The 17,042-nt window shown below is 42.0% G+C and carries 1 protein-coding gene; it reads right to left on the bottom strand.

Annotated elements, in window-relative coordinates; translation table 11 throughout:
• Window positions 1–76 precede the first annotated feature (76 nt).
• The gene (locus tag ACO6S2_RS09420; RefSeq protein ID WP_422362249.1) at window positions 77–16,864 is read right to left on the bottom strand and encodes an Ig-like domain-containing protein; all 16,788 of its coding nucleotides are present in this window, start codon (window positions 16,862–16,864) and stop codon (window positions 77–79) included.
• Window positions 16,865–17,042: the final 178 nt, after the last annotated feature.

The raw sequence follows: 17,042 nt of genomic DNA, 5'->3' as shown, positions 1-17,042 counted from the left end.
ATTTTAGAAAAAAAAAAAAAAAATAGCTCGGGGCATGTGCCTCGAGCTATTTTTTTGTTTCTGCTTTGATCCCCTATCAATGGGTGATCATCAATTTCTTGAAGTCAAACTCCTTCTTCTCACCTTGGATGGACATGTAATACAATCCACTTGGGAACCTATCTGTTTGAAGGCTGAATCCTTCCTTGCCAGCATGAATTTCTCCTTGACCAAATACGCGTCCCGTTTGATCAAAAATTCTCCATTGCATATCCTCTTGAATCACCTGATCAAAGATGATAAACACTTCGTGATCTGTTGGGTTTGGATACATATTGAAATCTTTAACCTCTGTGAGATCAGCAACGTCAGTAATTGTCCCGCCTGCCTTCGTGGCTACCACACTAGTGTTTTTCTGAACCTTAACAGATTGATAGATTTCTCTTGTAGTACTATTCTGAATAAACACAATAGCCGTCAAGTTAGAATCATCTGCAATATTAGCTAGATTCCAAGCTACTGACATTTCAGTATTATCTCCAAATGGTAGTGATTCACCAGCTGTTAGTTCTTCGGTCAGTTTGACATACTCTCCCGAACCAGAAGGCAGCAACTTCCGCATCACGTGCCCAAATCCATCAATTCCACCAACAGTTTGCACCACAGTATCTTCCAAGATTACCACATAGGCACGCAATTCTGTACCTATGGCATAGTCCTGATTGGCCACAAACTCTACTGAACCTTTCACTTCATGAGAACCAGCCGTAGGATCTGGCGTAATAATAATTTCAAATCCAGGGTCTTTCAACGAGCTCAAACTCAAGTCTGTTTCTGACCAAGTTAGGTCACCAGATTTTGCCGAAGAACTATTTCCTCCAAGCTGCCCATCCAAAATAGATGTCACTTGATCCACATTGTAGTATATTGATCTCGCGCTTGGTCCTGTAGGATTCACCAAGTTAAAAGGGTCATCAAAACCGAAATCAGAATGATAAGCTAAAATTACTTCATCTCTATTGGTCTCAGAAGCTGGAGGTATGATATCATCTATAGCAGACTTCAATGCCACTGTTGCATCATTTACTTCTTCGCCTCCCTCATCGTCCGATGCACTCACAAATTGCTCAATCATAACATTTTTCGTTCTTTCCTGAATGGTGAAATCATCAAGCGCAAACCCAAAGTAATTGTCGTTGTCATCAAGGTTTGTAGCTGCAATGGCAAACCTAAATCTCACATTTGTCAAACGCTCCTCAATTTCTGCGTCAGTGAGTCCTAACTCCGTTTCAAGATAAACTCTTATCTCATCTAGACTATGTCTTGCGCTCAACCATTCAACAGTTTTGCCACTATCAACACCTCCGGCCCATCCTACAGCTGTCAACGAACCAAATTTCGATGTTTGCTGACCTGGATCTGCTTGTACGTTATCAAAATCAAACCAATCTAAACCAGTACTTATATCCGTATCCGTTTCGTAGCTTCCTAATGGTGTCCATGTGACACCCCCATCGGTAGAATGCTGCAACACCGCACCTTCATTACCTGCACCGAAATTATGAATCATTGTTGCTTTCACCATTGGCCTTGACATACCACTGATATCAAACGATGGACTGTAAATCCAAGAGTCTTCACTAACTTGATAGTTATAAGTATCAGTAGCTCCAGTTGCATCCAGTGCCGCAGTATGCCAAGCATAACCATCCGACCCTTCAAATTGCGGATAGAGGTCACTTGTAATCAAGTTATTGGCTGAACCATTATTCAGATCACCATGAGTCCAGCTATAAGGTCTAATGCTCTCTGTACTATCAGCAATAAGCAAGGCATCATCCCTTAAATTTTCAGGGAACCACCCACTAGTTATTAGATCAAACGATTCAACTCCATCCCCCTCAGGTCCAAAGGTCTGATGATACGTTCCACCATAATCTCCAACCACATCAATACTAGGTACAATGTTGACAGGCTTGGCTAAGGCAGTATAACAATCATTACTTGTTCTAAAGGCAATGGTTACAATGTACTCACGAGCCTCTGAGAATGGGTTCAAGTTCGGGTCACTACTAGTAGGGTCGATGGTATATTCAAACACATCATTCGCCTCGCCAGGTAGATCTACCGTTGGTATAGGAACTGTATAAGCTGCCGTCTGACTAATAGTATCATTGGCCGTAACCAAATCATTTACTAATTCATCAAATGTCACATATCTATCCCAGAACAAATAGATATCTTCAATTTTCTCTGATTCCAAGCGGGTCTCTCGCATATAAAATTTGGTAGACTCCCCAAGTGCTACATCTTCCCATCTAAATGCTGGATTAGGAGAAATTTCAATATCCACAGATTTAGTCGCAAAAACGTTGTTAGGATCCTGAAAATTATTCAGACATTGCATGGCATCATCTGTGTAAACTCTCAACCTTGCTGCAAAAGTCTCCCCTTCTGCATCCGTATCAGCAATCAAAAAAGTCTCCGAAATACCTGTCCGACCGAAATCACGTACGTCTCCATCTCCGTCTGCTGCCACACTGTATAAACCACCAGTAATACCATCCCAGGTTGCATCGTGCGTCATCGTACCGTTAGTACCAAACGGGTTGTACGGATCAATTCCAGTAGGCGGATATGGCTCCGCCTCGTTTAACGTTCCATCAGCATTTGTTCTATAGTATTCCCAAGTGAGTATCAAATCATCATTAGCAATGACATAAGGTAAGTCTCGTCCATCAGTACCTCCTGTAGCATCAAATATAGTTTCTGGTACAAATTCAACCGCAGGGTTTTCACACCCTCCAGAAAGTTTTTCAAAAGTCACCTCTGGTAGTGCCTGAACTTCAAATGGTTGCATAACACTGTTCGAACATCCTTTAGGATCAGATCCACTAAACATCAAATCGAAAGTACGATAGGATACCACTTCTATGGTATCACCCAATGCAGATAAGGAAAAGGTTGCACTATTGGCTGAAGTAACCAAAGGAACATTAGTATTACTCTCTGTGTCTATCGAGAATAAACCAGAACCTCCAATGAAATTACTACCAAACTCACCATCTAGCCTAACTATATCCTCTTCGACTCCTGCGATATAGTCAGCAAGATTATGATCTGCCTCACACATTCTCACAGGTGTTCCATCAGTTAGTGGTACCGCATCAAATGTAAGCCCCGCATCATTGACAATGGTCATATACGGAAGAGGATTTATTGTCATGGTTTCCACTGAGATATTGACGCAGTTATTGTCATCTGTATAAGTATAACTTATATCAAAAGATTCATCCAAGCCGTTGTCTACTTCTCCTCGACCAATAGTCCCACTACTATAAGAGTCACTCAAATTAAGTGTTACATCTGTTGGGTCATCGTCGTATAAATCCCCTGTTGAATTAATAGACCAAACCGCAGACTGGAAAGCTCCATCAGCTGTAACATCTGCATAGAAAATTTGATCGTCATTTGAATCTTCACTATAACAAAATTCTTGATCCGATAAAGAAGAAGGCACTCCTATTGGTGTTCCAACAGTTCCTCCGTTCCAAATATTAATAACCGGAAGCGGGTTAAAATCAAAAGCTACCGTGGTATAACCCACACCATCACCACCTCGCGTACTGCTCAAGCAGCCCAAAGTATCAGATTGTACGAAAAATTCTATTAGGGTATTTGTGCTCTCAATTACACTAGCAGGATAGCTAGAATGTAAGGCCGGGTTGATACTTTCATCATCTGCTACAAGAATCTCAACTCCACTGGCTAAAGTTGATGATGTATACCATCTATATTTCAATGTATTATTAGGGCTTTGCACATCCAGAGTGGTCACTGCATCCTGAGTAGAACAGTAGTCATGATCATTCACTCCGTTACCGGCGCTACCGATAATAGTCGGAATGGTAGGTAATGTTCTTATCTCTAATTCGAATGTAGACTCAGGACTAGTACATCCCGCAAAGCCAGGTTCTATTTCTAAATCAGTGGTTTGTGTGACTCTCATAATGTGTGTACCATCAAAAGCGTCAATTCCACCTTGCACACTCAAGGGTGTATTAACACCATCATCATCACTTCCATCTGGCGTAAACAGAGTAGAGAACGTTGCGTCATCCTCAAATCTCAATGTTGGAGTATTATCGAACCAACTAATCAAGGCGCCCGACTCAGTTCCAGTGGCAGCAAAGGTCGGAATTGCATCCTGATCACAAATACTAGCATCTGCAACTACCGGAGCAGAATACTGAGGCAATTTGTGCACATTGACGATAGACTGAGAACTAGTACATCCTGCAAACGCGCTCACTCCATCTAATCCTGTACCACTTACCCCAGTCAATTGATTTTGAGAGACATAAAAAACAGAATCGCCAGGAGTGGCTATGTCCATTTCTAAATTAGCTTCCGTTGCGGTGGCTCCTACATGAATAACAGTTTCACCCAATAAATCCTTATTATCATCCGTATACCATGTAAAAACAGCTCCACCCTCACCAGTGACAGTCTGATTTGTCATAACGGCACCTCCTGCCTCACAATAATACACATCAGAATCTGTAATACCTGGTGCGGCTGGGATGTCCAATACATTGATTGTCAGAAGAGACATACTAGCCAATTCCGTTTCACATGCTCCACTATTATTTTCTTGAGAAATCAAAAAATACAGAGGAGAGCCCCCTTGGGTAGCAGTTGTAATTGCCAAGTCCACGCCAGAAGCCGTTGCACCCGTAAACCTCGGTGTCGCACTAGCCAATGAACTACCATCATTCGAAGGATACCAATTATATACTGTCGACCCATCAGCAAAAGCTGTCGTTTTCATAGTAAACATTATGTTATCCAAATCACCTTCACACACATCAATTTGTAAACTCGTTGGATCACCCGCAACGTCAAAAATTGGTGTAGGCGGATCTGGATAAACTGTAATAGTTATTTCTGTAAAGGCACTTTCACATCCCTCATACGAGGTGAAATCATTGTAATCAGTATACTGTCTGACATAATAATGGTACACGAGTGCCGTATTGTTAGTACTACCGTTCACATTTGAAAAGTCTGACGCATCCATCCCATCATTGGTCAATTCTGCTTGTGTGGCAAATCGACCATTAAATGCTGCAATGGTGAGTTGAGCTCCCAAATCTGGACTCCCTGGACTACCAAGATCCTCAGGATACCATTCGAACCTTGGATTAGAATCATTGGTAAGTACTATATTATCAAGATTATCCCCTGAGCATAGAGAATACTGCGCATCGCCTCCAGTGAAATCCGAATCATCTGGTGCTGTCGGAATAACATTTACTTCAACCGTTATCTTTTGAAGACTCCCTTCTGCGCCATTATACTCTGCCCCTATTGGGGTAGGAAAGTTATTGTTATGGTTTGTCTGAGAAACATAAAAAGTTATGGTTTGTCCACCTTCCATGTTCCAACCAGTGAATGTCCCTCCGAGTCCAATTAAATCTGACTGAGCATCGATGGTTGAACCCGTAGTGGTATACATGGCTACTGGCGTAGGCGAAGTATTATCATAAATAGTATAATAGGATTCCGCAGGCTCATCCGTGTCCAGATTATCAATCAGGTCAATAATAATATCTTCGCTCATTCCATCAACTTGAACCCCTGCACCAGTCACGCAATATTCAAAAATATATTCGTTACCAGCGGCGTATTCGAAAGCCGAAGGATCTGAAATATCAACCGTAATTTCATCTGGAATTTCATGCACTTGCACTGAAAGTAATCTCGCAGCAGAAGCACAACCTTCAAATGTTTCAGCAAGACTTAATGAGTCATAATAATGATCAGTGGTAAAATAGATATTCTTAATCAATGCTCCGTTGGTATTGGCAATAGCATTGGTGCCATCCAAATCTAAAGAGGTTGTATTTAGAGATAGCGAACTCAATAAGGCAGCATCATTATACCAGTTGAATCTTTCAGAATTGTTATTTGCCCCCGTAACCACTAATGGATCCGGAACTACATTCGTTCCTTCCGTATATTCTACAATATAATCAGGAGCCACAAATCCCCCCTGACCGGTATAGTTATTCGCTAAAGTGGGAGCATCTGGAACATCTAGTACAGCTATATCTGTAGTAATGGTAGCCTCGCAACCGGTAGCCACAGATGGAAGAGTTGGTGTAGTATATTCAATTCTGTAAGACCCAGTTTGAGTGGTCGGATTATTGGTCACTCGATCGGGATCCGTAGGATCATTTGGATTGAATTCGTTGAGCAACTCTCCAGAAGCAGTAAAATCATAAATTATATCATCTCCGGTTCCTCCGTCATAAGAGTTGTTCGCACCAAAGTATGTTAGAGTATAACCTGTAGTTATAGTTCCACTTGCGGTTCCCAAATCTGATGTGACAGAACCAGTAATGTCAAATGTAGCCTCATTCTCACAGAAGAATCGATCAAATGTTCCATCTGCATCACCATTATCAAATGTATTGATAACCGGTTGAGCATATATAATCACCTGCTCCGTTGCATAAGTAGTATACAAACCAGTTGTATTATTCTGCACAATCATTCTGAATGTCAAAGTATCACCATCTACATCTCCAAAAAGACTGCCACCCTGAGGGTTGAAGGTCCAACCTGCTAGGGATGTAGCAGCATTCATGTCAGTATCAGGAGTAGGACCCGAAACTACATCTGCTGTAATTTCTTCATTCATCCCCCCTTCCACTCTCCATACTTGGATTTCATGGAAATCAGGAACATTGGCATCGTTCGAAGGATCAGGATTTTCGATCAGTAATCCATTTGCAATATTTAGATTACAGAAAGTCTTAGTCTGACCTGCTTGCAATACAGTCTGCGTATCATTAACTACAAAAATGGTAGTGTATGTGGCTTGAACACCATCGCTTGCAGTAAGTGTATAATTTATAGTGTGTGGGCTACCAACCGTTCCAGCTGCACTTGGTACAAATCGAGTAGTATATGCATTACCTGATATATAGGTTCCACTATTATCAGAATTATTAAAATCAGTCAATCCATTGCCTGAATATGCCCCCGTGTATCCACCAGGAAGAGAAATCGCTAAAGTGGTACCGGTAGAGTTATCTACAGTAAAGGTAGTTTCCCCTTCGCTGTTCGCTGCATTAACTACTGCAATCGAATATTTTGTAGCTGCACTTTCACATCCTAACCCATCTGTAACTGTTATCCAGAAATTAGTTATACCTATGCTTGCAGCTGTGATGCCAAAATCATTGGCTCCACCGTTGTCCAAAGTAGGAGAATAACTCATAGCTCCAGTTCCAGAATAAACAGTAGTCATCAAAGTTTCATCACTATATATCGTTACATCAAAGGTGTTATCATCAGCAATAGTTAGAGGCGAGGTAGCTGCCGTTAATCCTGTAGAAACGTAAGAGGCAACGTAATCACCATTGGTGTTTCCAGCAGCCAGATTTGTTCCATTCTCGAGAATATAAGGATTTGATGGACTTCCTGGAGCACTAGTTTCAACTACAGGTGCGTTATACGGTAATTCACTGGTCAAAGTACCAAAAACTCTATTATCTGCCTCACTAGCACCATATATATCAGCTGACCCTCCTGTTCTATCAATAGTAACGGTGGCATACGCACTTGAACCTACAGCCATTACCCTTAATCCAGAGATTGTGAGTTGATCAACACCAACATTCTGGGTAGGTACAGAGTAGGTGATCAGTACGGCAATTGAAGAAGGATACGATAGCGACGATGCCGTGATATCACCACCTCCTAAATGAGCAACACTTCCTGCACCAGTGTCAAATTCAAAACCTGTAGGCAGTTCGAGCTTAATTGTTCTAGCACTCCCAGAACTTCTAAAATCAGTTAGAATGTCTTCAGCAATAACAATAGGATCCAACAAGAGGTCACTTCCTTCCAAACATATGTCCGTCAGTGTAGGTGCCGTGATCAAAGCTCCTCCAGACCTTACATCAATTTTAGTAGCCGCGGCCTCTTGATTTGCAGGACTTAAGTCGTCCTCTGAAACTAAGAATAAATCATAATCTGTATTATCGGCTGTAAGTAATATATCTGTAACAATATCATTAGCCACCAAACTGTGTGTCACACTTCCTGATGAAATAGCACCAGTACCTGCTGCCACATCTCCTGCAGTTGGAGTGGCTCCTTCTGTATAAACACCCCAATAAATTGTTCCTGTCTCATTTAACTGAGAGGTCAATGCCACATCTCGCCCTTCCACAACTGTGGAAGCAGTAATTGATGGCGCGGTATTATCATAGGTTACCGTAAAATCCAATCCAGCATTGAAAACATTATTATTACCAGCGTCATCGGTAACCGTTCCATTATTCAATGAAACTGTATAAGTACCAGATTGCGTTCCTGATGGCGTTACGTTCAAGGTAAACGGACCTGAGCCAGATAATGGAGGTGTTCCTACTAAGGCAGCTGATCCGTTAGAAACAGAAAAATCTCCGTCTTCCAGGCCATTAATTCCTTCATCAAAATTTATTGTTAGTGCGAAGGTGCTTGAATTGGTTGGATCCGACCCTCCATATGTAAAATCAATCTCAGGAGCCGAATTATCTATTGTAAAAGCATTCGTTGAAGTTACTGGTGAAGCGGCAAAATTACCGGCCAAGTCTTGATAATCAGTTCCCACTCTAATCTTAACAGTTCCATCAAGGTTAAGGTTAGTCACGTTCAAGGTATAGACATTTCCCGTATTTGAAAGGTCAGCTGCCTCCAAATCATCAAAGGTGACATCTCCTGTTGTAATTACAGTAAAGTCTTCAAATGATATGGTTCCATTATCAACATCTGTATCAAAGGTAATATCAAAAGATACTGTGCTTGCATTGGTAAGGGTAGCTCCGTTGAGTGCAAAGCTCGTAGTAGGGTTTAGGGTCGGTGCAACATTATCAATTTCAATCTCTTTATTAAAGCCTAAAGAACCTGATGCAGCAGGAGCTACAAGTGTTAAGTCTGCGGTGTTTGTTGAGCCATCCTCGATATTACCCGCAAGAGAATTTGTGGCAACATAATCCAAATCAGCACTGACATCACCGGATTGAACAGAATAAGCCAACGTTAATGTCGAGGTTCCAGTTCCTGAAGAATATAAAGCGTCTCTATCTGTCGTCCCTGTCTCCAATGTTAAGGCTGGTTGTCCAGAAGTGACCACCACATTCTCACTAAAAGTTACTTGAGTTTCTATTAAATCTCCTTGACGATAGGCACCATCAGCAGTAGAAGCTGTTACATTGGTTACAATTGGAGCAGCCGCATCTAGTGCAGTTACGCTTGGATCTAAAACTATTGGTAATGCATCATTATCAGCCAAATCAGGATCTGCAGAAGCTGATGGATCATAACTAAGTACCAAAGTCGCCGTTCCATTTGCTCCAGCCCCTGAAACATCGAAAGTGAAAAACTCATCAAAAACAACATCTGGATCATCAGGGTTATGAATACCTGCCCCAGTTACAAAACCTAGCGTAGCACCTGCAATAGAAAAGTCTCCTTCCTGCCCAGCTACTATATCCGCCATTGGTTCACTCATTTCAACCAGTACTTCATCTATATTTCCATTGACTAATTCTACGTCGTAATAAGTAGCAGAAAGAAAAACAGGGTTAGCTTCATCATCAGAAGTAATCGTAGTCGTAACAGCATTGTTACCAGAGGCATCAGTCAATGTACCTGCTGTGTAATCCACAGTCACAGGTGCTGTACCTACCACAGAAACATCAAGTGTTACATATTGATCCGAGTCATTGGCATCTCTTGAGTTAGCAGCTACATTGCTGAGCAATACTCCATTCAATACAGAAGCATCTCCCTTGAAGTTATTGCTTAGCGCGAAGTGTGCAATCGATGCGGAAGATTCGTCCACCTCCTCATTAAGCTCAACCACAATTTCGTCTATATGGCCATCTCCGTCTGTATCGTACTGCCATGCCGTTAAAATCACCGGATCAGCCAAATCATACTCTGCTATGTCAGAATCATCTGCCAATTCATTACCAGCAATATCTGTAAGGTCTAAAGGTGCATTTGATGTTTTAACATAAACCACATCTTGTAATTCAGTTCCAATCGCACTAGTAGTTAAATCCAATGTGATAAATTCATCGTTGGCCATATCAGGATCTTCAGTATTGAAAGCATCAATTGATCCAACTCCAATAATTCCATCCGGCGTATTGCCTCCAACAGCCCAATCAGCTGCTTCTAGGGAAGCGTCATCAACTTCTTCACTAAACTCAATAGTGACTTCATCAATATCTCCACTATTATCATGGTCAAATAAGTAAGCGGCCACGATCGTTGGTGGTGTTAAATCAACTTGTAATTCACCTGTTGCCACGTCTACACCAACATTACCTGCTAAGTCAGTCGCTGATACAATTACATTGAAGGTACCTTCACTCAAGTTCATTCCCGGTTGGCTGGCAGCCAATGTCCAGGTGTTATCTCCAACGTTCGTAGGGTTGTAATTGCCACCATCTACGGTTAAGCTCAGGGTGGCATTTATATCATCAATAGTACCGGCTAATGCTGGTGCACTTAATGCAGTTTTCAATGGAGTTACCACAGGTACCGGTGCGGTATGATCAAAGGTAAAATCACTCGACACTACAGGTGCTGCTAATGTGTTACCCGATTCATCGTCCACACTTGCTTGAATAGTAATGTTTAGTGTACTGAGTTCGGTTGGAGCGTTAATTGAAGTAATAGTTAAAGTCCAATTGATATTATCTCCATCAGGAGTCAAAATTATATCGTTGGCTGCAAATAAGTCCGCAGTTTGATCTGTTTGGGAACCACCTATGGCCAAATCACTTGAAGTAGTTACCAAAATATCCACTTCACCAAATGTAGCAGGGTCCATCTCCTCATTAAATGCTATGTCAAAGGAAACGTTGGTATCGCTTGTTGCAGTTAGACTACCTTTGGTTATTGGATTTCTTGTGATGGTAACCGTAGGTGGTACATTGTCTCCATCAGTAACAAATTGCCACTCTGTACCAGGGAAATCAGAGGTATATGTAAACGGACCTCCATTTACTCCTGGATCATTAAACGGCGAATCATCAAATGTTCCATCCGGTACACTAACGGTATATGTTCTTCCTCCTTTCGTGCTGGAAGGAAGTGTAATAGTCACTAAACCATTAGCATCACAAGACACACCCGGATCATCAGCATCAATAGAAATGGCATGAAAGGGGCTATCAGTACTATAGGCAGTAATTGTTTTTCCAGTCACCCCAACCACTTGTTCGTTGAACTGAATGGTAAGAATATTTGAGGTAGGGAATGGCCCAACTCCTTCTGGGTTATTTCCTCCTGCTCCTGGACCAACCACCATCGGAGCTGTGTTGTCATGAATGTTTACATTGCTTGCTGTCGCCGATATAGATAAAGTAGTGGCCGTTCCCTGGCTACCTGTAGTTCCATCATTGTCTGCAACGGTGATTATTGTAGCGTTTTCTTCTGTTAGCCCATATATAGTTGGGCTGGCCTCTCCGGCAGCTAAATTAAAAGTGGTTCCTATAGCTGCATCAATTTCAAAGGTTGCGCCTCCTGTACTAGTGATGAGCAATTCAGACGTCTCATCTTGATCTACATTTCCTAGGGCATCCTGTGCCTGAATGGTGAAATCAAAATCCCCAGTTTCCCTTTCAAAAGTTCCAGATACAGGATCATTAGCACTAAATATAAGTCTGTCACCGACTACCTCCATTTGATTATCACCTGGATCCGGCAAAGTAGTGATGGCTCCTCCTGCTGCTGCCGGGTCTGCAAATTGCGATCTGCTTGGGCTCACATCTACTCCAACCACCTCAAAAGAAATGGCTTCATTATCGGTTATATCGCCTGCTCCCTGTTTGAAGGTAGCATAGAGATAGAAAGTTTTAGTTAAACCAGACGGTGCTTCTAGTTCTGTTCCAGTATTATATCCCCAGATCATTGAAAGAGTGTTGCCCACGATGTTGCTTGCCACATCCAATTCCATTCTTTCGTAATCTCCACCATCATCAAAGTACAGCGCCAATTGATTTAGGTTTTCGTAATTGGTAATATCAAATTCAATACCATATATTCTTGTGGCCTTTCCATCTCCATCCAGTCCAGCACCTCCATCTCGGATGATAAACTCGGCTACTCGTAACTCATCGCCAGCAGAACTCAAATCAATGTCTGTAGCATCATACTGAGTATAATCAATATCTTCAGTGTAGTCAAATCCAGTATTTTCAATGATATCAGAAGAAGCTGCACTCACATTGAAAGCCACTGTAGATATTGCTGTCAACCCCTGATTATCCGTGAAGGTCATGGTTTCATTTGTTAAAGAGGAGTTGTAAACCAAGTTATCAGGGATGGTCCAAGAGGCCACACCAGCTGTCCAATCCTTATTGGCGGCACCGGTAAAGTTTCCTGGTGTTAGTGCGGTCAACGATACCGTATAAGATGCCCCTTGAGAAATATCATAATCCACATCCAAGTTTCCATTCGCATCTTGAGCTTCAACAGATGCGGCAAACGGGTTATTGATTGAAACTGCAATATCCACATTATCTCCGCTCGGAGATTGTGCATCATTACTGCCTGCAAAATCGACCAAAATCATTCTGTCGGCTACAACATCAATTGTATTTTCGGAACCACCTGACGCACTTGGCCCAGCAAAAGATCCTATAGTGGATGTATTACTTGATGGTTGACTTACACCTGTTATTTGGAACGTAAATTGGTTTTGATCTGTAACAGTTGAGTTAAAAGACACCCACACATCATAACTCGTACTAGCACCGTTTAAGATAGTTTGATCAGATATATCTATTACGTTGGAAGAGTTAATTGTAGTGATCTCTCCAATATTCGTGCTTCCTTGAAATATAGCCAAAGCTCTAATTTCACCTAGTGCAGCTGCACTTGAAGTAACATCCAATGTGATTGTTTCAATGATGGTTGGTAAGTTATCCCCTGGTGCTCCTTGATCATTTATATTAAAAGACCAAACCCTGACCGCATCCTGGCTCGGATCAGTATCAAACGTCACATCCAAACCAGAAGCATCCTGATAAAGAGTATAATCAAAGCCGACAGCCTCGTTCATTCCATCACTAAAATCAGAATCACTATCGGGTGCCACAACAGTGTACTCATCCTCGCTAGTAATGTCAAGCGCTTCAAAGAACTTGTTTTTAGCATCAACATCTACAATATCGTGAGATCCATTAAAGTCTAAATTGACAGTACCAACACCCGTGTATCCACTTATTGTTACATCAAATATTCGATCAGTAGTTTGCTCTAGTACACCAGACACGGATCCACCAGTTGTTGTACCGTTTTTAGCGAAATCTGAAGCATCAAGCGTCGACCCATCTGCACCATGTTCAACATCTTCGTTGAAAGTAACCCTAAACACCACTGAAGTTGCATCTGTGGAAGCAGCCGCTGGTGTTAGTCGAGCAATAGTCACCGTAGGTGGTTGATTATTAGCTGCCCCCGGGGTTCCTGCCCCTTGCACGAAATCTGCTGCACTATCGTCTGTATCTACTCCATTTGGAATTCTGAAAACAGCCTCATCACCCGTACTAGCAGAAGTACCTGCTGGCGCTTGACCGCCACCACCACCATTAACAAAAACATCTACGAGCGTTCCATCAGCATCATAAAGATTGATGGTGAGACCTGTGTTATTGATTGGACTAATGGCTTCATTCCCTAGCACCAAATAACTATCAGCTACAGTGCTAGAAATTGATCCCGCGCTAAACACATTCACTGCGAAGGCCGGAGTTCCTCCTCCGGCATCAATATCTGCACCTACTACATCTGTACCATCTATTAAATCAATAGTCCAATTGGTTAGATCAACGTTATCTGAGTTTATGTATAACTCTACATATTCATCGTTAGACCCTCCAGAACCAGAGCCTGGAAGCATAAATCCAGCTGTACTCCAGTCAGTTTGTGGAGCCGTTACTACTTCATTAATTACAATGTCTACAGGAGTGAAATTCAACACCCCTGCCGCCATGCCTGCATAGTCATTACCACCATCATCTTGCAAAGCACCCGAGGCGATGGTGACTTCATAATTTTCTCCTTTTACAAAAGTGGCTGTTGGATTAATGGTTACCACATTATTGAGATATGTCACTCTTGCATCCGGAACGGTGATTATTTCTAAATAACTCACATCGCCTGTAATCATAACATTTCCAACACCAGCCTGCATGTTGTCATCAAATGTCAACTCGATGTTTCCATTCCAGAGTTGATTATTACTTTCATCTATAGGTAATGAGGAAGAAAGCGTTGGAGGTGTTACATCTTGTACTACTGTAATATCTACATCTGTCTGATTACTGTTTGTTGTACCATCATTATACACAAAGCTCACTGTCCTGATACTCTGAGTAGGTGTTGTTGTATTATTATTGAAATAGGTAATGTTCTGAACCACAGATGTAGCTGTAGCCAAGGTGGCATTGGCATTAAATGAGATGACCAAATCATTAGTGCCCGTTCCTCCTGTGTAACTTGCCACTATGGTCGCATCGATCGTAATAGATCCTGCATTCGTTGTCAAATCCAGCTGACCAGCTCCCGTGCCTTGATCAACAATCGATAGTTCGTCTTCCGCATCTACACGGTTGTTGCTTATGGATACCGTCAGCGTAGTACCATTGATATCTGTTGGATTGTCTGCATCTGAAATAGAAGCTGGTGTTGATCGATCAATAACAGTAATAGGATCGTCTTCGTTAAATGTAAAATTATCATTAACATCTAAATCCGAGATGGCAGGAACAGCATTAAATCTTATTACAGTTATTACAACATCTGCCTGATTGCTATCTATGGTACCATCATTGTAAACAAAACTTACCGTTCTATTTGATTCTGTAGGGTCTGTTAAATTATTATAATAAGTGATGTTCTGAATTACAGATGTAGCTGTAGCCAAGGTAGCGTTGGCATTAAATGTAATGACCAAGTCATTAGTGCCCGTTCCTCCTGTGTAACTTGCCACTATGGTCGCATCGATCGTAATAGATCCTGCATTCGTTGTCAAATCCAGCTGACCAGCTCCCGTGCCTTGATCAACAATCGATAGTTCGTCTTCCGCATCTACTCGGTTGTTGCTTATGGATACAGTCAGCGTCGTCCCATTGATATCCGTTGGGTTGTCTGGGTCTGTAATAGTTGCAGTCGTTGGCCCGTCTATTACAGTAGCCAAATTGCCTTCCGTAAACGTAAAATCATCATTATTGTCTAAGTCAGCTATGGCAGGTGTATCATTCGTTCCTGCTACAGTCACAACCACATCCGCTTGATTACTGTCTATGGTTCCATCATTGTAAACAAAGCTTACTGTTCGATTCGTCTCAGTTGGATCAGATGTGTTGTTATTAAAATAAGTGATGTTCTGTACAACAGATGTAGCTGTAGCCAAGGTCGCATTGGCATTAAATGTAATGACCAAGTCATTAGTGCCCGTTCCTCCTGTGTAACTTGCCACTATAGTCGCATCGATCGTAATAGATCCTGCATTCGTTGTCAAATCCAGCTGACCAGCTCCCGTGCCTTGATCAACAATCGATAGTTCGTCTTCCGCATCTACTCGGTTGTTGCTTATGGATACAGTCAGCGTCGTCCCATTGATATCCGTTGGGTTGTCTGGGTCTGTAATAGTTGCAGTCGTTGGCCCGTCGATGACCGTAGCCAAATTGCCTTCCGTAAACGTAAAATCATCATTATTGTCTAAGTCAGCTATGGCAGGTGTATCATTCGTTCCTGCTACAGTCACAACCACATCCGCTTGATTACTGTCTATGGTTCCATCATTGTAAACAAAGCTTACTGTTCGATTCGTCTCAGTTGGATCAGATGTGTTGTTATTAAAATAAGTGATGTTCTGTACAACAGATGTAGCTGTAGCCAAGGTCGCATTGGCATTAAATGTAATGACCAAGTCATTAGTGCCCGTTCCTCCTGTGTAACTTGCCACTATAGTCGCATCGATCGTAATAGATCCTGCATTCGTTGTCAAATCCAGCTGACCAGCTCCCGTGCCTTGATCAACAATCGATAGTTCGTCTTCCGCATCTACTCGGTTGTTGCTTATGGATACAGTCAGCGTCGTCCCATTGATATCCGTTGGGTTGTCTGGGTCTGTAATAGTTGCAGTCGTTGGCCCGTCGATGACCGTAGCCAAATTACCTTCCGTAAAGGTAAAATCGTCATTATTGTCTAAATCAGCTATGGCAGGTGTATCATTCGTTCCTGCTACAGTCACAACCACATCCGCTTGGTTGCTATCGTTGCCTCCATCATTGTAAACAAAGCTCACTGTTCGATTGGTCGCAGTTGGATCAGATGTGTTGTTATTAAAATAAGTGATGTTCTGTACAACAGATGTAGCTGTAGCCAAAGTGGCGTTGGCATTAAATGTAATGACCAAGTCATTAGTGCCCGTTCCTCCTGTGTAACTTGCCACTATAGTCGCATCGATCGTAATAGATCCTGCATTCGTTGTCAAATCCAGCTGACCAGCTCCCGTGCCTTGATCAACAATCGATAGTTCGTCTTCCGCATCTACTCGGTTGTTGCTTATGGATACAGTCAGCGTCGTCCCATTGATATCCGTTGGGTTGTCTGGGTCTGTAATAGTTGCAGTCGTTGGCCCGTCGATGACCGTAGCCAAATTACCTTCCGTAAAGGTAAAATCGTCATTATTGTCTAAATCGTTAATTACAGGTGCCTGCCCCAACAACTTTGAGGACCCGAAGACAAAAAGTATAAGACATAAGAATAGCGTACGCAGTCCACGTGAAGGTAAATTCTTAAACATAGCTTGTGGTGTTAACATTACAAAAGTCCAATTTCCAATCAGTAAATTACGGGTGTAATCATTTCTACAACGGTTTGAACTATTCAAATAACACTTTCTCTTTATTGCACTTTCCCAATTTGCAATAGCATTAATGAAATAATTCCTACCCATTATACCCTAATTCAATTTTTAATAT

The organism is Reichenbachiella sp., assembly GCF_965233835.1.
In the GTDB taxonomy this organism is placed as follows: domain Bacteria; phylum Bacteroidota; class Bacteroidia; order Cytophagales; family Cyclobacteriaceae; genus Reichenbachiella.
This window is presented reverse-complemented; position numbering and strand designations above follow the sequence as displayed.